We start from the raw sequence: 20,250 nt of genomic DNA on the forward strand, positions 1-20,250 counted from the left end.
TTCTCTCTCTGTATAAAATGTCTCCTAATTTTTGAAAAATTATCGGAGTAAGAGGAAATGTCAAGTTCTATTTCACCAAACGTTTACAAGATTCTTGGAGAAAGTGCAGCACTGTTTGCATCGACTCTTGCACTTAGCAAAACATCTTTGATTTCTTGGTTAAACACACCTACAACACTTGAAGGTCTGGCACTTTGCACAGGTGTGCAAGCATGCACTTCAGCAGCTGCAGATTTTGCAAATCAAATTTATAATCAAGACGGAGATACAACTTACAAAGTCGCCTTTCAAATCGCTGGGCTTGTTTCCTCTTTCGCTCTTTTAACAGCTTTAGTAAAACCTATTGCTTCACGTACTGGAATGATGCTTAATCCTTATGCACTTGTTCAGCTCACAGCTTTTCATGGTATTGTTAAAGCCATCATTCATGTTGGTTACGAGTTTGCACAATCCTTTTCAGCACTCAAAGGGATTGCGAATGTCGAAGACATGAAACAAATTCCAATAGCAGAGCTCGGGCTTAGAAAAAAACAATTCGAAGAAGAAAAAACTCAAACTTGGGACACTTACACTTTAAACATGCAAGCAGAGTTCAATGCGAAGCTCAAGGCAAATAAACAACCTCTTCTAGCTTTTACATCTCTTAAAACAGATGGCGCTCTTTCAAAAGAAGAACTTGAAGTCTTCTGCGAAGCCGTCGGAGATAAACCAACAGTTGAGCAAGCAAAAGTCTTAGTTGCAAACGATGTGCCCCCTCCTAAAGGATGTGCGATCATTCCTGGGCTTCCAGCTTCGAGCGTCGCCGTAGACACTCTTAATGCGTCAGAGCTTCGCTGGTACCACAGCGCCCTTTGCCAAAACAGCGATGGGCTAAACACAGCTCAATACAAAGCGTTTGCAAATGCTTTCTACAAACTCGACCTCACATCTCCAAGTCCAAAATTTGGGCCGATTGATATCCCTGCATCTGCAGCTGGAATTTCAGAAAAACAAGCAAACTACTTCTTCAACTATTATTTAGTTAACTTGACCGAATTTCAAGCTCTAGAACCAAAACAGCAACTGGTTCTCAATGCTATTTTCCAAGTTGCAAAAGCTGATCCATGGGATATCACTGCACCAAAGTCAGCAGATTTACAAGCGCAGCCTAAAGAAGTTTTCGAGCAGCTCATTCTTCAGTTTAATGATAATTCTGCTGATTGGGATATTCTACCAGTTGACTACCAAAAAGCATTCAACGTTGAGTTAGAAAAACACGGACTCGATGCTAGAGAGTTGACAAAGCAGCCTTGGTCAACAAAGAAAAAAGTTGCCTATTGCGCTCTTGGTGTAATTACTATTGCTGCATTTGGTCTTGGAATTGCTTACATGGCTGGGGCCCTTCCAGCTATTACCTTGATCGCTCCTAACAACTCTGGAACAAATAGTGGTAATAGCCCAACACCAACTCCTGTTCCGACTCCGACTCCAACTCCTAGCCCACAATCAGAGGGTGAGTCTCCTAAAGTGAACGTCAAGCCTACTGTAACAGAGCCACCAGAGTATTTTGAAAACGGAGATCAGTGTTTTTTAAGCACTTCATCCCTTGTCAACACTTGTGTAAATCCATTGTTTAATCATTCATCAACAATTCAGCACCGAGTCAACACTTCAACCTCTGAGAATCCTGTACAACCACCTATTACACAAGAATTCTCAAGCATTTCAACAAAATCTGAAATTGTGAAAGAAACAGGAACAGCACTTGTTCCAATTCCTGGATCCGGAAGAACTTTACGTGGCGATAGGGTTAATATTAATCCCATTAGAACTCAATTGATTGAAAATGATAATGCAGATACCACATCTTCTCTTTCTGGAAGAGAAGTTGTTGTTGTTGAAAGTGATTTAGGCCCCTTGTTCCAAGTACCATGTCAGCATGGATTTGAACGGACTCAGGAGGGATGCTTTGCTCGCAAAGTAGATAATACAACACTTCCAGAGATTGATTCAGCGACCATGCAACCTCAATCGCAGTTTGAATCGCAAAAGGATCTTACACAACATCATTTAGTAGATCTCACAACTTCAACAAACACTGAAGCTCAGAAAGAAACAGGAACAGCACTTGTTGCAATTCCTGGATCCGGAAGAACTTTACGTGGCGATAGGGTTAATATTAATCCCATTAGAACTCAAAATCAAAATGGAACTTGGCAGCATACATTTTCAGAAACTGCCACCGCCGTTTCAACTTGGTGGCATGACACAGCTGCACCGACTTTAAGAAGCGGTTTCAGCACATACATTTGGAACTTAGATGGCGCTACAGTGCGAGAGAAATACAATGCCGAAATTGCTGAAGGCTACAGAAACAGCACTTTCGGACAAGCTGCATTCGATGCCCTTGAAAAGGATTGTACACTTATCACTAGAGAACTTGTCGAACAAGCAGTAGAGTTTAGAGATGCAGTGAAAACCAAATACCAAGGTGACTCAGCTTATCTTGAGTGGGCTCTTATCCAAGACCGCCAACTCTACGAATACCACTTCCAACATGCTTGGAACAAAGGTGACTACGAAGGAGCGTTAAAAGCTGTTTGGAGTGGACTTGGTCAGATTTGGGAAACAGGAAGTGCTAATCCAACAATTGCACATCTTGAAGCTATGGGGAAATCATCTGAATCCATTGCATGTGGAGCTTATACTCCTAACGCGGGACTCAATGCAATGTTTGGAGTCAAGACACCACAAGCAGCCTGCCGAGAGGCTCTTCCAGAGCAAATCAAAGCACCAAGACGCTATTCAGCACCAGTTGTTTATATTGGTTCACAAGTTGTAATAGGCGCCGTAGGAACATGGGCGACAAAAAAAGTGATTCAAAAAATTGTTTGGCCGATCATCAGTACTCTTGGTAGCCTTCTACTTTGCTGCAGACGCCGCAAAAAGGCTGAGCCTAAAAAAGTTCCTGATGTAGTAACAACTTTTGATAACACACTTTGGACAAATTCAACCTTCAAAATATCGGCCAAGAATCATGCTCCAGATGCTTTTGGTAAAGTCGCCTCCATCCAACTTGGCTTTGATCAAGTCCCAAAAGCTCAATTTAATCAGTTAGCTGGAAAGGCAAATCAGTATATCGATACGACTGCCGGTACATGGCAAGCAGCACTTAAAATCGTTGCCTACATGGCTGCCCATGACCTACTTGAGCAAGCTAAGGCTAAAGATTGGAGTGAAGTTGAAGATAACAGCATCACTGCAACCATCACAAAAACTGCAGATGACAAAGTCACCTTTGTTGTTAATGCAAGAATTAATGCAGCTGACTTAACTACTCAAGTTGAATACGCTTCTCCGCAAGCAATGCGAGATGCAGCAGCTCTTATGGTCTAAGACAAAAAGCCCCTTAAAAAGGGGCTTTTTTTAGGTCTCGAGGTATTGCTCAGCATAACTCCTAAGCCCGCGATGTATAATCTCGGGCATTTCTATTTTTGAGGGACAGATAAATGCGGGCAAAGCAAAGTCTTCAGGTGACACGCTTAATAGGCCTAGCGATTCGGCAAGTTCAAAGTCTTCAGCAAGGATGGCTTTCACAAGATGCATCACAGGGATGCGGAGAGGCATGACACGGTCGTAAATGGCGCCATCTACAAAGGCCCTTTCTTCCCCATGTTGCAACGTCGTAAAGGGAGCTGTTTTTTTTCGCCTAAAATAGGCGGAGGTGCTGGTATAACTTTTTGCGTTAAGCCTTAAGAAATGGCAAAAACGTCTTTTTTCTTCGGGTTCAGGCAAGGCACAAAAAGTGTTATCAAAAAACTTGAGCGATGTATGACAGCTGACTTTTGACCCCATTAAGGGATTGCCAGATAGGAGACGTGCAGAGTCTTCGTCACAGCGCCCTCGGATCAAATCTTGCACGGGTGTTCCTCGGGAAATCTTAAAGTACCCACGCTTACTTTCAGGAATGCCTTCTCCTGCAATGCTGATCACTTGCTCCTGCTCGTATTTCCCTTCTGACACAAGGCGTCCTACGGCAATCACATTAGGAACAGTGAGAGTCCACACAACTTGATCGCTACGGGTAATCGGATGAATGGCAGCAATGTGGAGCGACGGATTGCCGATAGGGTGAGGTCCTTCAGCGGTATGTTTTTCGACATCGGATGCTTTAAGGAAGGGATCAGTCGTTGTATTTTTATGCATGATGAGGTGAACAGGGCAAAGCGTGGCTAGAGCAGAAAGCCCTTTTTGAAAGTGGGTTTCATGCCCTTGGACTTCGAGTTCGGGTGGCGGGGCGTAGGGAGCTGAGGAAAGGGCCGATACAAAGATCGCCTCTGGAATGGTTTGAGGAGAAGGGAGGCGATTGCAGGGACGAACGACAATATGAGGGAAAAGGCCTCCTTTCATCAGATGGGAAAGAAGCTTTTCTTTGGAGTCTGTTTGACAGTGACCATGATCAAAAAATTCTTTGTCAACTTGACAGCTAATTTTAACTGATAGAATCCGCCGTTTGAGTCCTCGCACCACTTCTTTGAGGGTGCCTGCTGCAGGTGAAACAAAGACACGACCGGGGCAAGACTTGTCTTCGAGGAGGGGCTCTCCGATGAGGACTTTGTCGCCAGGCTTTTTAAGTAGAGAAAAGCGGAGAAAGTAAAAATCATCTAAATCGAGAAAGGCAAGTGTTGGCGCTGAAAGCCGTTGCATGCTCCCTTGGGGGTTTCCCTTTAGTGGAATGTCGAGCCCTCGCTTAATCTTGATGTGCACTTTTGCCTCATACGCTTAATTTTTTCATCATAGCTATTCTTCTTAGTTTCAGCCATTAAATTTTTTGTCATTATGCGGCTTGTATTTTGACGACATATAAATGCGTTAAAACTCATGGAACAAGCATGGGGTTCTAGGGAAAAAGGACTGTGTTGAAAAAATCAGAAGAGAAGTCTTGATAAAAATTTCTTAAAAAAGAGAAGCTCCTTATGGTTTAAGTCACTAAACATAAAGGAGCTTCAGATGCGTAAACGCAATTGGCACAAGTATAATCGAGACTTAGTAAAAAGAGGAAGTATAACTTTTTTCATCGATCCAAATGCGTTAACTGAAAAGCCAGAGGAAAACAAACGAGGTCGACCTCGTTTGTTTTCCCTTCCACTCATCTATCTCCTTCTTGTCTTAAAGATACAATATCGCCTTACCTATAGAACTCTCGAGGGTTTTGCCAAATCAATCCTTCCACATATAGAACCTGATGTTTTTCTTCCGACCTACTCTCTGATCTGCAAAAGAGCTTCCTACATGGAAGCTCTTTTGCCCAAGCTCTCTTCTAGAAGACCTAAAGTGGTGCTGTTAGATACTACAGGGATCAAAGTCTATGGGGAGGGAGAATGGAAAGTGAAAATGCATGGAGCCTCAAAGAGGAGAAAATGGGTTAAATTGCACATCGCTATTGATGAAAACACTCAAGAAATTATCCACTTTGAAATCACAAAAGGGCATGAAGCTGACTGCAAAATAGGCCCGAAAATCATAGAGAAGCTCCCTAAACCCGTTGAGACCGTCATAGCAGATGGAGGATACGACACAAAAAGATGCAGGGAGGCCATCAATCAAATAGGAGCGAAAGACCTTATTCCGCCTAGAAAAAACAGCCTATTATCTCCTTTTATGACAAGAAGGAACAACGCCTTACGCGAAATAAAAGGACTGGGAGGAGATCAGCTAGCGCGAGAAATCTGGGGAAAACTGACAAGATACTCAAGAAGGGCATTAGCAGAGACAAGCTTCTCAAGATTAAAGCGACTGTATGGGGAAAGGTTTTTCTCAAAGAAAATAGAAACTCAAAAAATCGAAGGTCATATTAAATGCAAAATGCTGAATCAAATGCTTCTGATAACTTAATACGATTGATGATGAGGGGGGGGGAGTCTACGAAAATTGATTTTTTCAACACAGTCGGGAAAAAGCTCTGTGTCTTCAAGGAATAGGGCGTCAAGATTAAGTTGTTTGTCTACAGATGAAAGATAATTTTTGTTAATGCGAGCACCATAGGGCGTAATTAGGGTGTTGAATATAGTTTTTCTTGTTTTGGTTATATCCTGAAAAATTCCTCGTCTTTCATTGAGTTTCTGGGCAATTGTATCGGATATCGTAAATTCAGATTTCCAAAACTTAATTTCGCATAGATTTATACATTGGTCTGTTCTATCAATAACCAGATCAATCTGACCACCTTGATCATTTGAGTTTTTTGAAGGGGTATAACTCCAGTAAGATGCTTTATCTGCTACAACAGTAAGCTCAAGAGCTTTTACAATTTGCCTGATATGTTTGAAACAAATACTTTCAAACATATATCCAGCCCATGATCTGAATTTTGAAGAAGATTGCTGTTGAATCCAAAAGCTTTGACTGATGGATTCATCATAATTATACATTGAATCCTGTACCCAATTTAAGTAAAAGTAAGAATATTCATCCACAATTCTATAACGGCCTTCTCTTGTTTTTCTCCCATAGAAAGGGACAAATTGCACAAAATTTGAGGCAATCAACTCTTTTAATGCGCGCGAGAGATTTCCTCCTTTTTCTTTAGACAGCTTTTTTGAGATTTGACTTACAGTTAAACCAATTGTACTGTGCGCAAGCAACTCAATGATTTGAACGTGCATATAATGATTATCAAAAAGCGACTCGTATAATGTTTGAAATTCTGTTGTAAGAGGTGCTCCTGGGGTAAAGCAAAGTTTTTGGATATTTTGGGCTGCCGACTTTCCAGACTCTACATAGCTGAGGTATTTTGGAATCCCTCCTAAGGCCATGCTTAGCTCTACAATTTGCTTTCTATCCAGCTGTATGTTGTTGGTAACAAAGTATTCTTCAATCTCTTTTAGAGTAAAAGGGCGTAATCGAATTTGAGAAGTTAATCGTCCGTATAATCCTGCTTTGTTGTGAATGATCTTTTTGATCATCCATGAAACCGATGATCCACATATTACAGCTATAATTCTTGAATCTCTGGAAAGATAGGAGTTCCAAAGGTATTCAAATGCTTTTAGCAAGTCTGATTTATGGGTATCCATCCATGGAAATTCATCAAAAAACAAAATGATTTTGCATGATTTTTTCACGCTTTCTATGGCCTGTTCCAGAAGTTCAAAAGCCTCAAACCAATTTTTTGGGGGAAAATCTATCTGTAAGTCCTTAAAGGCAAATCGTAACCTTCTAATGAAAGTTTGGATTTGTTGACTGCATTTTCCTCCTTTTATCCCAGTCATTTCAAAGTAAATGCCTTTATTCGAAAAAAAACTACTAATTAAGAAAGTTTTCCCAACCCTTCTTCTGCCATATATGGCCAGCAACTCTGCTTTTTTTGACTTTAAGAGGGATTTAAGGGTGGCAATTTCCCTAGATCTACCAACTAATTTTTCCATTTCTTAACTCTTATTTAGACGACAAAACATTATTATAGGGCACTATCTATAAAAAATCAATAGATAGTGCCGCGAATCACATGTTTCAAGGCACTATCTATAAAAAACCTATAGATTGTGGCCTGAAATAATTAGAAGGGATTACGACAAGCTGTTATCCGCTAAACACTTAAACACCGTAGGATTGTGGAGAATTTGGCATAAGAACTTAAAAATGCTGACAACCGCGGTGAGACCCAGAAAGCAGTTCTTCATCAAGAATGATGTAGCAAAAAACATTTTTTATTCATTTAGCCCAAAATTAACAAGTAACCTGAACTCTTGGGTTTATTTTGCTTAGTCTCAAGAGAGAATTCTTTTAAATTCTCGGTATTTTTGCCGATGGAAAGGGTCAAACGGTCCTTTTCGAGGCAAGGAGGCTGAGAAGAAAGAGAAGAAAACCTGAGACTGAGCAAAATAAACCCAGAATTCAGGTTAGTATGCTCAAACAACTTGAAAAATGAGGTTTTCAGCTGAAACAAAGCATCCTAATCCGCCGATCTTAGATGATTTCATATTGTAACTGCTAGAATAGTTAAGGTCTTAAACATAGAGAACCGAGAGAACTCAAAAGAATTTTCTCTACGTCTTTTTAAACACTGCGGTAAAAAAATGCTTTAGAGAAATGAGCCTTCCATGCATCTCGCAATTGAAGTTTATTTAGAGAATTTCTATACTTCTTTAGACAGGTATCTCAGAGGTGTGTTTATTTTATGTCGATGAATTATTTAGATCAGTTCCAGAAGCACGTAGCAAACCATGACTATCCTTCCTTTCTAACGCTTTGGGAAGAGTATTGCCTCGGTGATGAAGTTGATGGCGAAGAACTAAAAAGAGTTTTAAAAAGCGTCAAAGAATCAGATTTAGCTACTCCATTTGGACGTCATGTCGAAAAAGGGTTAATCTTGTGGGAAAAAATTCAATCTACTGAACTTGGACATGAAGTGTATAAACTAATTGTCGATCTTCAAACCTCAAATGATCCCGAACTTGGAAAACAAATTCTCGACTATTTGCAAGCACGTTATCCTGACGATAAGTACTATCACGACAAAATCCGCTTGATTGGACTCCGCGAGGGAAAAGACTTCCAGGGTGCTGTTAGCAACTATGAACTACTCACCCACATGAAAAAAGGCAACTTTGTCTTTCATACTGGGGGTTGGGGGGTCGGAGAAATCATAGAGATTTCTTTCTTACGCGAACAGCTCAGCTTAGAGTTTGATTACGTTTCGGGTCGTAAGGACCTCTCTTTTCAAAATGCGTTTAAAACACTGATTCCTCTGAAAGACGACCATTTCCTTTCGCTCCGTTTCGGCAATCCTGATGAACTTGAGCAACGAGCAAAGAAACACCCAATTGATATTATTCATTCGATGTTACGCGATTTAGGACCTCTCACAGCAGCTGAAATTAAAGAAGAGCTGTGTGAGCTTGTCATTCCAGCTGATGAGTGGGTCCGCTGGTGGCAGACAGCACGCTCAAAAGTGAAAAAAGACACGATGATTGAAACGCCAAATGATATCCGTCAACCTTTCCGCTTGCGCGAAGCAGAGGTCTCCCACGAAGAAACACTTCAAAAAGCTTTAGAGAAAAAACCTGACGCAGAAACACTCATTCAAATGATCTACGCCTTCTTGCGCGACTTTCCTGGAACACTCAAAAATGATGCGTTCCGCATGGACTTGCAGCAAAAAATGAAAGAAGCGCTAGATAGTGAAGAACTCACAGATGCGCAAGAACTCCAACTTTACTTTTTCCTCGAAGATTTGGAAATTTCAAAAGATGCAAGTCAAGTTGCAGAGCTTATCAAACGTTTCACCTCACCTGACGATGTGATTCGAGCGATTGAAGTCATCGCGTTTAAAAAGCGCGCACTTGTTGCTATCCGCAAACTGCGTGAAGATTGGATAGAGACGTTTTTGAATCTCTTACTGACAATTGATCAAAACCCTATTCGCGATTACATCTTAACGGAACTTCTCAAAGCTAAAAAAGAACCTGAAGTCATTAAAAAAATCGAAGAGCTCCTTTCGTTTCCTGGCCGTCATCCGAATGTCTTGATGTGGTACTTCCAAAAAGTCATGAAACCAGAATCAATCCCTTTTGCAAACCAAGAGGGGAAAAACCGCTTTTTCGAGTCGTTTTTGATTCTGCTCAGCACTTTGGAGCAATCGTCTGGGCATCGTGACCTGATAAAAAAAATGCACACGTTCTTAACTTCAGGACGTTACTCAAACGTACGAAAAATTTTCCAAAAAGCTGATCTTGAGACTGTCCAAGAATTTTTACTGCTCGCAACAAAATGTCACAGCTTAAGCGATCATGATATCAAGATTTTTCACTCGCTTGCTGAAGTGGTCCATCCAAGTCTTGCAAAGCTCAGTAAAAAATACGAAGAACAATCTCAAGAAAACGAAACACCGATTTGGACAACAGAAGCCGGTTATCAAAAGATCAAAAAACGGATCCATACGATATCTACGGTCGAAACTGTGGAAAATGCGAAAGAAATTGAAGTCGCCCGTTCACATGGAGATTTGCGAGAAAATGCTGAGTTTAAAGCGGCTCTTGAGCGGCGCGATCGTTTGCAAAGCGAGCTTAAAACGCTCTCTGCGCAATTCAACCGCGCACGTATTTTGACAAAAGCGGATGTTCACGCAGATCAAGTGAGTGTTGGCGTGATCATTGACTGCGAAGGAGATGATGGCTCCAAAGTTTCTTACACTTTACTTGGACCTTGGGATGCAGATCCAGAGCAGCACATTCTATCGTTTGAATCAAAGCTTGCACAATCGATGATTGGCAACAAAGTAGGTGATAAAGTCAACATTCAAGGAAAACAGTTTACAATCGCGAACTTGCGGAATTATTTCGACAATGTCTAAGATAGGTTGTAATGTAGGTACGCCCATGATAAAGCTTGTATTAGCAACCACCAATCTTCATAAAATCCGTGAAATTCGAGCGATGTTAAAGCCGCTTTATCATTTCGATTTTTTGACTCTTCATGACTATCCTAACTATGTGCCTCCGAAAGAAACAGGCGAATCATTTGAGGAAAATGCTTTTATAAAAGCCACACATGCTGCGCATGCTCTAAGAGAATGGGTCTTGGCAGATGATTCGGGACTTGTTGTTCCAGCGCTCGGAGATGAGCCAGGAGTGAATAGTGCGCGTTATGCTGGTCTAGGATCTACCGATAAAGACAATCGCTTAAAACTCCTCAAAGCTTTAGAGGAACTCAGTGACTCAGAAAGAGTCGGCTACTATGTCTGCGCAATGGCCTTAGCATCTCCTGATGGGATCCAAAAACAAGTGAAAGGAACTTGCGAAGGAACCCTTCTGATGACCCCTCGCGGTGGAGGTGGCTTTGGCTACGACTCTCTTTTCCAAAAATACGATTACAGCAAAACATTTGCTGAAATCGACGAAGAAACAAAAAACAAAATTTCTCATCGTCGTAAAGCCCTCGATAAACTCCTTCCTACTTTAGATTTACTCGCTCACAAGCACCAAAATGAATTATGTCATTGATGGTTACAACCTCTTTTTTCACATTGAGGATGAGGCCAACCCCTTAGAAAAAAAGCGAGATCTTTTCATTGCAGCTCTGCACGACGCCCTCGCCGAACTTCAGCTACATGCCACTTTGATCTTTGATAGCCACCAAAGTCATGCTGCTGTTTTCCCAACAAAAAAAGATCTTGTGGCTCTTGAAATCATTTTTTCTCCTGAAGGGCTCAGCGCTGATGAGTACATTTTAGAGCGTTTGCGTGCAGAAAAAAAGCCTCAATTGCAAATCATTGTGACCTCTGATCGGGAGTTGATACGGCATGCAAAGCATCTTGGCGCAAAAATCAAAACCATCGAGAGTTTTTTCGAAATGATCGCCCGTCGACATGCCAAAAAATCACAAAAAGGAGAAGAAAAGATGCAGAGAGAATCTTCTCACCACTTTGATCGTTTGCACGAAGCTTTTGAAAAAAAATTACGAGAGGAATCGTCGGACTAAAAACGTTTCTCGATTTTGCAAAACGGAAGCAGGATCGTCTGCAGCAATTTTTTTGTCTTCTTCCCGAATGATCCGCAGCCGCTTCTGAAGATCGGTCATACATACACCTCCCCACTCATGTTTACTTTCAATCACACTTTTATTGTCATAGACAATCGTCATATGACCGTTCCAAATGATGAGATCTAACGGCTGAAGAAGGGATGGAATGTTTTCCCACTCAACTCCTTCGAGTGGAACAGGTCTTCCAACAAAGAGCAAATCTTGTGTATTGCGAGGGAGGGCTCCCTCTACAGCTTCATAAAGAAGTCCCGAGCAATCCACTCCTTGACAGGTCCAACTTACCGACTCAAGAGGTGTGAGAATTTTCTTCGGCGGATAATAACGTAAAAGTTCTGGAACACCCATGCCCCAATTCCCTCCCCAAATGTAGGGCTTACCGAGTTGGTGTTTCAATCGCTTTAAAATCTCTTTCGGTGCTGGAAGATTTTTTTCTCTTTCAGGCGGACGCTTTGTTTTTTGTGTTCCAAATCGACGATCGACAAACAGAGGGTTCAAGGTAGGATATTCTGCTGTACGCACTTGAAGGATATGATCGAGATGTTCGTGAACAATTTCAAATACTGTGCCTGGAAAAGCGATCATTTCAATTGCACGGACCAGGTTGCTCTGATCAAACGGAAGGGTTCCTGAAACACCCCCAAAAACAGATTGAAAATCGGCCTGATTGAGAACCGGCGTTGAAACTTTTGGGACAAAATAGGTCATCTCGTCAGAATTCTCGTGAAAAAAAAGTCATTATCACAGAAAATTCATATTTATAGAACATTCTTTAGAGGTAAACATGAAAATGCTCAGTCGTCTCCTTCTCGTTTTGACAATGATGACCCTGACCCTTACTGGTTGCGGCAAAAAAAACGTTTCATCAGATCGTTCCTCTCACACTGCGGCCCAATCTGTCAGATTTAACATTGGCAATGAGCCTCAGACGCTCGATCCCAGAAAAGTCCGCGCCCTTGCTGATGTCAATCTAGTCAAAATGTTTAACGAAGGACTGACTCGAGTCGATAAGAGTGGAAAAGCTTCTCTTGCCCTCGCAAAAGATGTTCAGGTTTTAAATGAAGGACTGACCTACAAATTTACCCTTCATCCAACCAAATGGTCCAATGGTGATGCTCTTACTGCAAGTGACTTTGCTTATGCGTGGAAAAAAAGTCTTTCTCCTTCTTTTGTCAGTCCTAACAGCTACATGCTGTTCGTGATTAAAAACGCAGAAGCTGTGAAAACAGGAAAACTTCCAAGCAGCCTCCTTGGAATTGAAACACCTGATGACAAAACACTCATCGTCCACCTCAGCCATAAAATCCCCTATTTCCTCGAATTGACAGAGCATCCGATCTTCTTTCCTGTGAATGAAAAGCTCGACCGCAAAACGCCTAACTGGGCTGACAATCAAGAAACGTACGTTTCAAATGGCCCTTTCCTGATCCATGACTGGAAACATCACAACCTCCTTGAAGCGGCAAAGAATCCAACTTACTGGGATGCAAAAGCTGTCAAACTCGGCAAACTTAAGATGGTCATGGTAAGCGAAGAAACAGGCTTCAAAATGTTTGAATCCCAGGAACTCGACTGGGATGGTTCTCCTTTTTCTGCTGTGCCAATTGATGCGATCGAAACTTTAAGAGAGGCCAATCAACTTCAGACCTCCCCAGTTCTTGCAACATCGTGGATCCGCATCAATTTAGAAAAAGCCCCTTTCAAATCGAAAAAAATGCGCAGAGCTTTTGCTCTAGCTATCAACCGTCAAGATATCGTAGAGCATGTCACTCAAGGAAACCAAATTCCTGCTACAGGTATTGTACCTAAAGCGATGGGACTCCAAGAGCAACCTTACTTTAAAGATGGGCAAAACGAAGAAGCCGCAAATCTTTTCGAAGAAGCGCTTCTTGAACTTGGAATGGCACGTGAAAAGCTTCCAGAAATCGTCTTCACTTACGCTGCTGGTGATCGTACCCATCCTGTGGCCCAAGCTCTCCAACAACAATGGTATGCTACATTAGGAGTCCGTGTCCGCCTAGAGCCCATGGAGCCTAAGGTTTACTTCAGCCGCGTTTCTAAACAAGACTACACGCTGGCACTTGGAAGTTGGTTTGCCGACTTTAATGATCCCATCAATTTTCTCGAAGTATTCAAAACTAAAACAAATGGCACGAATAATACTAACTGGGAAAATCCCAGCTACGCTGAGCTTCTTGAAACCTCTTACACCTGTCAAAATCCAGAAGAACGTCTTGCCTACCTCAAGCAAAGTGAGCAGTTGATCATGGATGAAATGCCTGTCATTCCGGTCTTTTATTATACGCTCCTTTTTGTGAAAGATGAAGGGCTTAAAAACGTCGTTCTCACAAAGACTGGCAATATTGACTTTAAATGGGCAGAACTCAATAAGTAGGTTTAAGCGGGGTATAACCCCCCTGCTACCTACATATGAATCAAACAAAGACGTTTTTGCTGCTGCTCCTGTGCTTTTTTAGCGCAGCAACCTGTTTTGCAGCATCTGTTGTGATCTATAATGATAGCATCTATCCTCTTAAGGCTGAGATCTATTCAGCTGATGGGTCAAAAATGGGAGCTGTTGAGGTTCAAACTCAACACCAATCATCTTGGCAAGATCCCTCCCCTGCAAACACAAACTATCCTCTGACCCCCTATACTGTCATCTTTAGCTGCAAATCAGGTGGCCAATATGGAATTGTTTCAGGCGTCAATTCTGGGGCCTGGGTAACAGCCAGCCAAGCCCAAGGACAGCGGTTCTGCAAGCAAGAAAAAAACAATCAAGGGCAAAATCAACAACAGCAACAGCCCTCACAAAACCAGCAAGACTTCCAACAAGACTTCCAACTCAACCCCCCATAAGCCAATGAAGTTTCTCTTGCTCCTTTTACTTTCTCCCCTAAGACTCTTTGCCGTTACAATCACAGTCATTAATGACAGCGAGTACAACTTAGAAGCTCGAATTTATGATCCTAAAGGTGAGGTTGTTACAACTTTCAACATTCCTCCCAATGGGCACTACTACTCATGGGCAGATAGCTTTCAGGAAGCTTCAGATTGGACAGAGGGCCCCTTTGTCGTTCGGTTCTATTGCCCCCGAGGAGAAGAATATGGGAAAATCACCCATGTTTCCAATAAAATGACTGTCCGGGCCAAAGGCGCCATAGGCCGCCGGAGCTGCCCTAGAACTCCATAAAATTCAGACCCTTCCGTCCGAAGCAATAAATATTTTAATTTTATTTAAATAAAATATTTATTTTGCTATAATATAATGTAATTATCGGGGGAAACAATATGACATATAATTCTATTAGTCTATTCAGACTATTTAAAATTTATTTAGCAAATTTTTCTGTCATGAATCAACGAGTATCTCACTTGAGATGAGCGCTGAGTATTCCTCATAACCTGAAGTCTGTTTTTTTTGCTTAAGGGAAGGACCAGACGGTCTTTTTCGAGGCAAGAAGACTGAGAAGAAAGAGAAAAATCCCTGAGCATGAGTGAAATAAACTCAGAGTCAGGTTGATAGACTTAGAAAAAAAGAAGGGTAAATCACTATGGCAGTAAAATCTACAGAAGCGTCTTCGTCATGCGCAGCAGCAAGTTCAAGCATGGTAACTTTTGGTGAGAAAGAGTATGAAGCGGGAATTGGGACCTCTCTAACAAGTTTTATCAATTCACGCACTGTGATGCGAGGAGCTGCAAAACAGTGGGATCCCGAGCGCCTCCAAAAGAGGATTCAAAAGCTCGAAAAAATTGGAGGCGAACATCATTTTTTAGAAACACGCACTGGGGATCAAATTTCATCTTTTCATTTTACAGTAGACCGTTTTCATCAATCCTTAACTGAAATGGGCGGTCAAATCGTTTCAGTTGAGGTTCAAAAGAACCATCCATTTTTTGAAACCACACAGCCAGTAACTTTAACAAAATCGGGAAGTTCAGATCCTGTTCCAGGCGTGCGTATTCCCTACAGCGTTGAGCTTGAGTCAGAGTTTAGAAATCCTCAAGACTTTCTTCGCTTCTGCGCAGCAAAGAGATATGAAGTTGTTTGGGAAGATACTTTGCAATCCTTTACAGCTGCATCATGGTGGCATTGGAGTTCACGCAAACAAAACCTTATTTTAATTCCGAAAATACCAGCAAAGCGTTTAGATCTTCTGGAAACTCCTTCCTCAGTTAGAGTTGAAGTATCAAGTAGACTGGATCCTTATTTCGATTTTTTTGACAAAAAGCCCATGACGAGCAGAGCGTATGTGTTTGACAAAGATCCAACAGCTGTTCGCCAACTTCTCTTCAGTTCATACAAACAAGAAAGAGGGCTTAAAATTGAAAACTCATCTTGGAACGTCGCTGAGTACCAAGGAAAATTGTACCTAGTTGAAAACCATAATGTCGCCTCTCATTTAGAGTCTAACAGCATGAGAGGATTAGCTCATTTGCCCACTTTTCAAGTTTTAACGACTCCAGTCCGTCCTATCACTGATGCCTCTCGCGCTACTGTTGTTCTTTCCATGAACCAAACAGATAGCTATGTCGCATACTCTCACGAAATCCTCACCTTTCTTTTGATGGGAGTGGATGTCGTCGTTTATGACAACGCAGGAAAAGGTCTGAGCAAAGGATTGAACAGTCATCAAGGAATGGTAGAAGCAGTAGATGTCGTCGGGAGATATTTGATTGAAGGAAAGGGTGTTGACCCAAGTCGAGTGCTCTTCAAAGGACAATGCGCGGGAGGATTTGCGACAAGTCAAGCGATGGAAAGATTTGGGACTCATGGTTGGATCGATCAGGCGCCACAAACCTTCTCAAATACAGCCGTAGATATTGCTGAAAAAAAGGCTGACCAAATGGCAAAAGAGCGCGGAGGTTGGATCCCAAGCTTAAGTCGCATCATTCCCTACACAAAGCCTATCATAAAAGCAGCAGCTTCAATGCTTCTTCCTTCCTACGATGTTGTCACTAGTTTTTCAAAAGTCCCCGCAGAGGCTCTCAAAATCTACACAATTGGCGTTCCAGACGAAAGAGGTTATGGTGGAGATCAATTAGTCCCGGTTGAAGAGCGAGACTCGATTCAAGAAGCTCTTGCATCCGACCCAAATGGACATTACTTGACCATCACAGGAGGAACGCACGTAACTGATTGGTGGTTAGATCCCAGTGTGTTTGAGAGAATCACTGACATCTTCACAAGCCACTCCCTCTCAGTATCAGTCTTTCCAGAAGAACCAAGAACTCCAGAAGAAGCGGTTAGACATAGTTATGAAGTGTTCTTCCAAAAACCCTACGACCCAAGCGCCGCCTCAGCCGACGAAATAAGTGTCTTTCAAATCTTTCAAGCAGTTCAAGACCAAAACCTTGAGGCAATTGAATCCATCATGCATGAGAAAGACTCAACACCTTACATGGCAGCTGGCCTTTTCGACCGGCTTTCTACGGAAAATCACGCTCATTTGGTTAGCTTAGCTATCTCTCTTTCAAAAAAACTTGGTAATCAATCATTTACAGTAAAACTCATGCTCGCCCAAAGAAGAGGCGCTATTTGAGTACGTTGAATCCGCCTCTTCACGAGGTGGGTTCATTTTTCTATAATTTATTGCAATACAACAACTTAATAATTAATTTAAAATAATAGTTAATATTAATTAAATATTTTGCTATAATATTAATTACATTAAATATAAGAAGCTTGGGGAAGCTATGAAAGGGAGTAAACAAGGCAGCGTTGCCATCTCACTTAATTACTTCAATATCATTCCAAATACAGCCATTTTGCTCATTTGGCAAGAGCCAATTGATCAAGTCATGCTGGGTTTTTTCCCCTTGATTTTGAACTTTTAAAGAAAGGGAAGAAACAATGTCTGAAACACGTCCACTAGACTCCGGCAGAGGAATCGCTCTACCTACTATTAGAGAAGAAACAAGACCACAAGCATCTGGGGACAGAAGAACCGTTGAAGTTGCAGCATCAATGGGATTAGAAACCTCAACTTCAACTCGTGTCTATCAACCAAAAGAGTTTGGAAAACAAGAGTCGACACCAGGCTATGGGACTACAGCAACTAGCTTTATCAATTCTCGGGCTGTATTAAGAGGTGCAACACTCAATTGGGACAAAGAACGTCTCGTCTCAGGAAAGCTCGACCAGTACCAGAAAATTGGTGGCGAACCTTTGACTCTGACAACAAAGACTGGTGATCGAATTTCCGCTTTCCATTTTGATGTAAAAAATTTCCATCAAGAAATCGAAAAAATGGGCGGCAAAGCTACTTCTCTCGAAGTTCAACTTAATCACCCGTTTTTTGAAAGGGCGCAGCCTGTCAATGTGAAAACAGGAACAGGTGAGAAAAGTGCAGACGGTGTACGCATACCCTATAGTGCTGAACTAGAATCTGAATTTAAAAATCCTGGTGACTTTCTCAAGTTTTGCCAAAAGATGGGCTATGATATTTATTGGGAAAATGGGATGCAACCTTTTGAGACTGCTTCATGGTGGCATTTTAATTCGATGAAACAAAACCTCATTTTAGTTTCAAAGTTTGATACCCCCTTACTCAAAACTGGAATCCAATCCAATTCAATTCAAGTTGAAACCGCCCCCGAATTTGGTATGTCATTTACCTTTTTTAGTCATGAGCCTCTTCGATCAAAAGCTTATGTGTTTGACGAAGCGCATGCAGAAGAAGCTTCTAATCTCTTTTGTGGAGCATTAAACGGTGGCAAGGGGTTAAAAATTGAAAACTCATCCTGGAACATGATTTCTTACGAAGGCAAAGTCTACTTTCTTGAAAACCCTGCAGTAGAACAGGCAATGAATTTTATGGAAATGAAAGACTTAAAAGGCCTTGGATCAATCACCCTTTCTTCGAGACCGATCATACAACCAAAGCTAGACGCAGAGCGTGCGACAGTGGTTCTTTCAATGAACCAAACAAACAGTTTTGCTTCCTATTCACATGAAATTCTCACTTTCCTTTTTGCTGGTGTCAATGTCTTGGCCTATGACAATGCGGGTAAAGGGCTCAGCGAGGGTAGTAATAGCGAGCAAGGAATGACAGAAGCGATTCGCTCAGCAGGGCAATACTTAAGAGAAGAAAAAGGGCTCAGACAAAATCAAATTCTCTTTAAAGGTCAATGTGCTGGAGGTCTACCTTCTTCAGAGGCAGCAAAGATGTTTCCAGCATCTCACGTATGGGTTGACCAAGCGCCAAATACCTTTTCTGGAACAGCAAAGGGAATCGCGCTTCAAAAAGCAAAAGAAGCTTCCGAAGACACGAATGATAGCAGCTGGTTTAAAACCTTTAGTGGGATTATCCCCTATGTCGCTCCTCTTGTTTCAAGTGTTGCTTCACTGGCTTTACCTTCGTACAATGTTGTAGATAATCTCAAAGAAAACCATGGAATTCAAATTTACACAATTGGTGTTCCTGATGAAAAAGGTTACGGCGGTGATGAAATGGTTCCAAGTTGGGAGCGTGACGAAATTGAGAAAGCTGTCCGCCTCAACCCTATGGGCCACTACCTTACAATCACTGGTGGAACACACGTCACTGATTGGTGGTTAGATCCAGGTGTTGCAAAAAGTGTCGATAAAATCTTTAAAAGATTTTCTCTTTCAGCAAGTCTTTTCCCAGAAACTCCTAAAACACCTGAGCAAGTTTTTGAAGCGTATACTCAAAAACCTTACCAAGCAGACTCTCTGACAGCTACTGAAAAGAGTGTGCTCGCGGTGTTCGAAGCTGTGGAAAACGAAGACTTTGCAGCAATTGATAAAATTATGAATTGGGAAGATGCTGTGACACCTTGGCATTCATTAGGGCTCCGAGACTTCCTTTCGACCACTGATCATGAGCGCCTACTCAACGATGCGATTTCGTTTTCGAAAACGCTCGGCCATCAAGCTTTTACTGAAAGACTGATGCTCGCTAAGAAAAATCTCACAATCTAAAATGTCATAGGCCCACTGCTTGCAAAGCAGTGGGCCTTTCTGTATCTTTTTCCCAAACCAAATTTCTACGGAGAAAAAGGATGAGTACAAAAGTCATGAATCAAGTTGTTCACTTTGAAATCCCTGTTGACGATATGGAAGCTGCTAAAGAATTCTATTCAATTTTTGGGTGGGATCTCATTGATATGCCCGAGATGGGATACATTGGAGTGCGTACCACTGCTGTTGATGAAAACCGAATGCCTAAAGAACCTGGCGCGATCAATGGGGGGATGATGAAACGCACAGATGACGTCAAAGCTCCCGTCATTGCTATTCAAGTCGATTCTGTGGATACCTTTATCAAAAAAGTCATCGCTAATGGGGGCAAGCTCATCATGCCTAAAGTCGAAATTCCGAACATGGGTTACTACGCTTATATCGCCGACCCCCAAGGTAATGTCTTAGGACTTTGGGAATCAATGAGATAGACTAAAAATCTTAAAAATTAACTGTTTATAGAAAAATCCATTCTAGCTCATAGAAAAAGTTCTATGTCAGTCCAGTAAAGCCGCCCTTTGAAAGGGCGGCTTTTTTATGCCGTTAACTGTTAACATCATATGATTTTAAAAAATAATAATAACAGTTAAATTATTATTGTGTTATAATATTATTTATAAAAAAGATTGGGGAGATTTGAAAATGATAAAAATTAAAACAGGAGATTCAGCCTGTGCTCTTAATTATTCTATCAACATTTCAAACACAGCTACTTTCTTGATTTGGCAAACGCCATTTGATCAAGC

Annotated in this window: 15 protein-coding genes; 12 read left to right on the forward strand and 3 right to left on the reverse strand. The window is 41.6% G+C overall.

What is annotated here, in order from left to right; genetic code table 11:
- The first annotated feature begins 57 nt into the window (after positions 1-57).
- Positions 58-3,375 carry a hypothetical protein gene (locus tag SNE_RS11650; protein WP_013944651.1) on the forward strand — a complete coding sequence of 1,106 codons (3,318 nt, stop codon included), beginning with the start codon at positions 58-60 and terminating at the stop codon, positions 3,373-3,375.
- 30 nt (positions 3,376-3,405) lie between these two features.
- On the opposite strand, the gene nqrA is transcribed toward SNE_RS11650, so the two are convergent.
- Positions 3,406-4,746, reverse strand: coding sequence for an NADH:ubiquinone reductase (Na(+)-transporting) subunit A (nqrA, locus tag SNE_RS11655; protein WP_013944652.1), 1,341 nt, complete (start codon positions 4,744-4,746; stop codon positions 3,406-3,408).
- Between the two features lie 243 nt (positions 4,747-4,989).
- Between nqrA and SNE_RS11660 the strand changes: the two genes are divergently transcribed.
- Complete coding sequence (locus tag SNE_RS11660) at positions 4,990-5,874, forward strand: IS5 family transposase (protein WP_013942424.1); 885 nt, start codon at positions 4,990-4,992, stop codon at positions 5,872-5,874.
- On the opposite strand, the gene SNE_RS11665 is transcribed toward SNE_RS11660, so the two are convergent.
- A complete protein-coding gene (locus SNE_RS11665) occupies positions 5,871-7,406 on the reverse strand; it encodes an AAA family ATPase (protein ID WP_013944653.1) in 1,536 nt (511 codons plus the stop codon). The two genes, SNE_RS11660 and SNE_RS11665, sit on opposite strands and share 4 nt — an antisense overlap.
- Positions 7,407-8,158: 752 nt before the next feature.
- Between SNE_RS11665 and SNE_RS11675 the strand changes: the two genes are divergently transcribed.
- From SNE_RS11675 to SNE_RS11685, 3 genes are read left to right on the forward strand one after another with little or no spacing between them, the layout of a single operon-like run.
- Positions 8,159-10,333: a GreA/GreB family elongation factor gene (locus SNE_RS11675; protein ID WP_013944655.1), complete on the forward strand. Its 2,175-nt coding sequence runs from the start codon at positions 8,159-8,161 to the stop codon at positions 10,331-10,333.
- Between the two features lie 28 nt (positions 10,334-10,361).
- The gene (gene rdgB, locus SNE_RS11680; RefSeq protein WP_041419518.1) at positions 10,362-10,982 is read left to right on the forward strand and encodes an RdgB/HAM1 family non-canonical purine NTP pyrophosphatase; all 621 of its coding nucleotides are present in this window, start codon (positions 10,362-10,364) and stop codon (positions 10,980-10,982) included.
- Positions 10,966-11,460: an NYN domain-containing protein gene (locus SNE_RS11685; RefSeq protein ID WP_013944657.1), complete on the forward strand. Its 495-nt coding sequence runs from the start codon at positions 10,966-10,968 to the stop codon at positions 11,458-11,460. The genes rdgB and SNE_RS11685 overlap by 17 nt, the downstream gene beginning before the upstream one ends.
- On the opposite strand, the gene SNE_RS11690 is transcribed toward SNE_RS11685, so the two are convergent.
- Positions 11,437-12,228, reverse strand: a complete 792-nt coding sequence (locus tag SNE_RS11690; protein WP_013944658.1) for a C40 family peptidase — start codon at positions 12,226-12,228, stop codon at positions 11,437-11,439. The genes SNE_RS11685 and SNE_RS11690 overlap by 24 nt on opposite strands.
- 76 nt (positions 12,229-12,304) lie before the next feature.
- Between SNE_RS11690 and SNE_RS11695 the strand changes: the two genes are divergently transcribed.
- The 7 genes from SNE_RS11695 to SNE_RS11720 all read left to right on the forward strand — a co-directional run bounded on the left by SNE_RS11695 (position 12,305) and on the right by SNE_RS11720 (position 19,935).
- Positions 12,305-13,915, forward strand: a complete 1,611-nt coding sequence (locus tag SNE_RS11695; protein WP_013944659.1) for a peptide ABC transporter substrate-binding protein — start codon at positions 12,305-12,307, stop codon at positions 13,913-13,915.
- 35 nt (positions 13,916-13,950) lie between these two features.
- Positions 13,951-14,379: a hypothetical protein gene (locus tag SNE_RS11700; protein ID WP_013944660.1), complete on the forward strand. Its 429-nt coding sequence runs from the start codon at positions 13,951-13,953 to the stop codon at positions 14,377-14,379.
- Positions 14,380-14,383: 4 nt separating this feature from the next.
- Positions 14,384-14,713, forward strand: coding sequence for a hypothetical protein (locus SNE_RS11705; RefSeq protein WP_013944661.1), 330 nt, complete (start codon positions 14,384-14,386; stop codon positions 14,711-14,713).
- A 361-nt stretch (positions 14,714-15,074) separates the two neighbouring features.
- Entirely contained in the window at positions 15,075-17,063 is a 1,989-nt protein-coding gene (locus SNE_RS11710) for an alpha/beta hydrolase family protein (RefSeq protein WP_041419105.1), read from the forward strand.
- Positions 17,064-17,217: 154 nt separating this feature from the next.
- Positions 17,218-17,358, forward strand: a complete 141-nt coding sequence (locus SNE_RS13265) for a hypothetical protein (protein WP_013944664.1) — start codon at positions 17,218-17,220, stop codon at positions 17,356-17,358.
- Positions 17,359-17,374: 16 nt separating this feature from the next.
- Complete coding sequence (locus tag SNE_RS11715) at positions 17,375-19,465, forward strand: alpha/beta hydrolase family protein (RefSeq protein WP_013944665.1); 2,091 nt, start codon at positions 17,375-17,377, stop codon at positions 19,463-19,465.
- 80 nt (positions 19,466-19,545) lie between these two features.
- Entirely contained in the window at positions 19,546-19,935 is a 390-nt protein-coding gene (locus tag SNE_RS11720) for a VOC family protein (RefSeq protein WP_197535198.1), read from the forward strand.
- Positions 19,936-20,250: the final 315 nt, after the last annotated feature.

Source organism: Simkania negevensis Z (assembly GCF_000237205.1).
Lineage (GTDB): Bacteria > Chlamydiota > Chlamydiia > Chlamydiales > Simkaniaceae > Simkania > Simkania negevensis.

What these genes read in the sequence shown, in the direction of transcription:
- SNE_RS11650 (WP_013944651.1), top strand. Translation starts at nt 58, where the DNA reads ATGTCAAGTTCTATTTCACCAAACGTTTACAAGATTCTTGGAGAAAGT.
- SNE_RS11710 (WP_041419105.1), top strand. Translation starts at nt 15,075, where the DNA reads ATGGCAGTAAAATCTACAGAAGCGTCTTCGTCATGCGCAGCAGCAAGT.
- SNE_RS11715 (WP_013944665.1), top strand. Translation starts at nt 17,375, where the DNA reads ATGTCTGAAACACGTCCACTAGACTCCGGCAGAGGAATCGCTCTACCT.
- SNE_RS11685 (WP_013944657.1), top strand. Translation starts at nt 10,966, where the DNA reads ATGAATTATGTCATTGATGGTTACAACCTCTTTTTTCACATTGAGGAT.
- SNE_RS11690 (WP_013944658.1), bottom strand. Translation starts at nt 12,228, where the DNA reads ATGACCTATTTTGTCCCAAAAGTTTCAACGCCGGTTCTCAATCAGGCC.
- SNE_RS11705 (WP_013944661.1), top strand. Translation starts at nt 14,384, where the DNA reads ATGAAGTTTCTCTTGCTCCTTTTACTTTCTCCCCTAAGACTCTTTGCC.
- SNE_RS11660 (WP_013942424.1), top strand. Translation starts at nt 4,990, where the DNA reads ATGCGTAAACGCAATTGGCACAAGTATAATCGAGACTTAGTAAAAAGA.
- SNE_RS13265 (WP_013944664.1), top strand. Translation starts at nt 17,218, where the DNA reads ATGAAAGGGAGTAAACAAGGCAGCGTTGCCATCTCACTTAATTACTTC.
- SNE_RS11665 (WP_013944653.1), bottom strand. Translation starts at nt 7,406, where the DNA reads ATGGAAAAATTAGTTGGTAGATCTAGGGAAATTGCCACCCTTAAATCC.
- SNE_RS11695 (WP_013944659.1), top strand. Translation starts at nt 12,305, where the DNA reads ATGAAAATGCTCAGTCGTCTCCTTCTCGTTTTGACAATGATGACCCTG.
- SNE_RS11675 (WP_013944655.1), top strand. Translation starts at nt 8,159, where the DNA reads ATGTCGATGAATTATTTAGATCAGTTCCAGAAGCACGTAGCAAACCAT.
- SNE_RS11700 (WP_013944660.1), top strand. Translation starts at nt 13,951, where the DNA reads ATGAATCAAACAAAGACGTTTTTGCTGCTGCTCCTGTGCTTTTTTAGC.
- SNE_RS11720 (WP_197535198.1), top strand. Translation starts at nt 19,546, where the DNA reads ATGAGTACAAAAGTCATGAATCAAGTTGTTCACTTTGAAATCCCTGTT.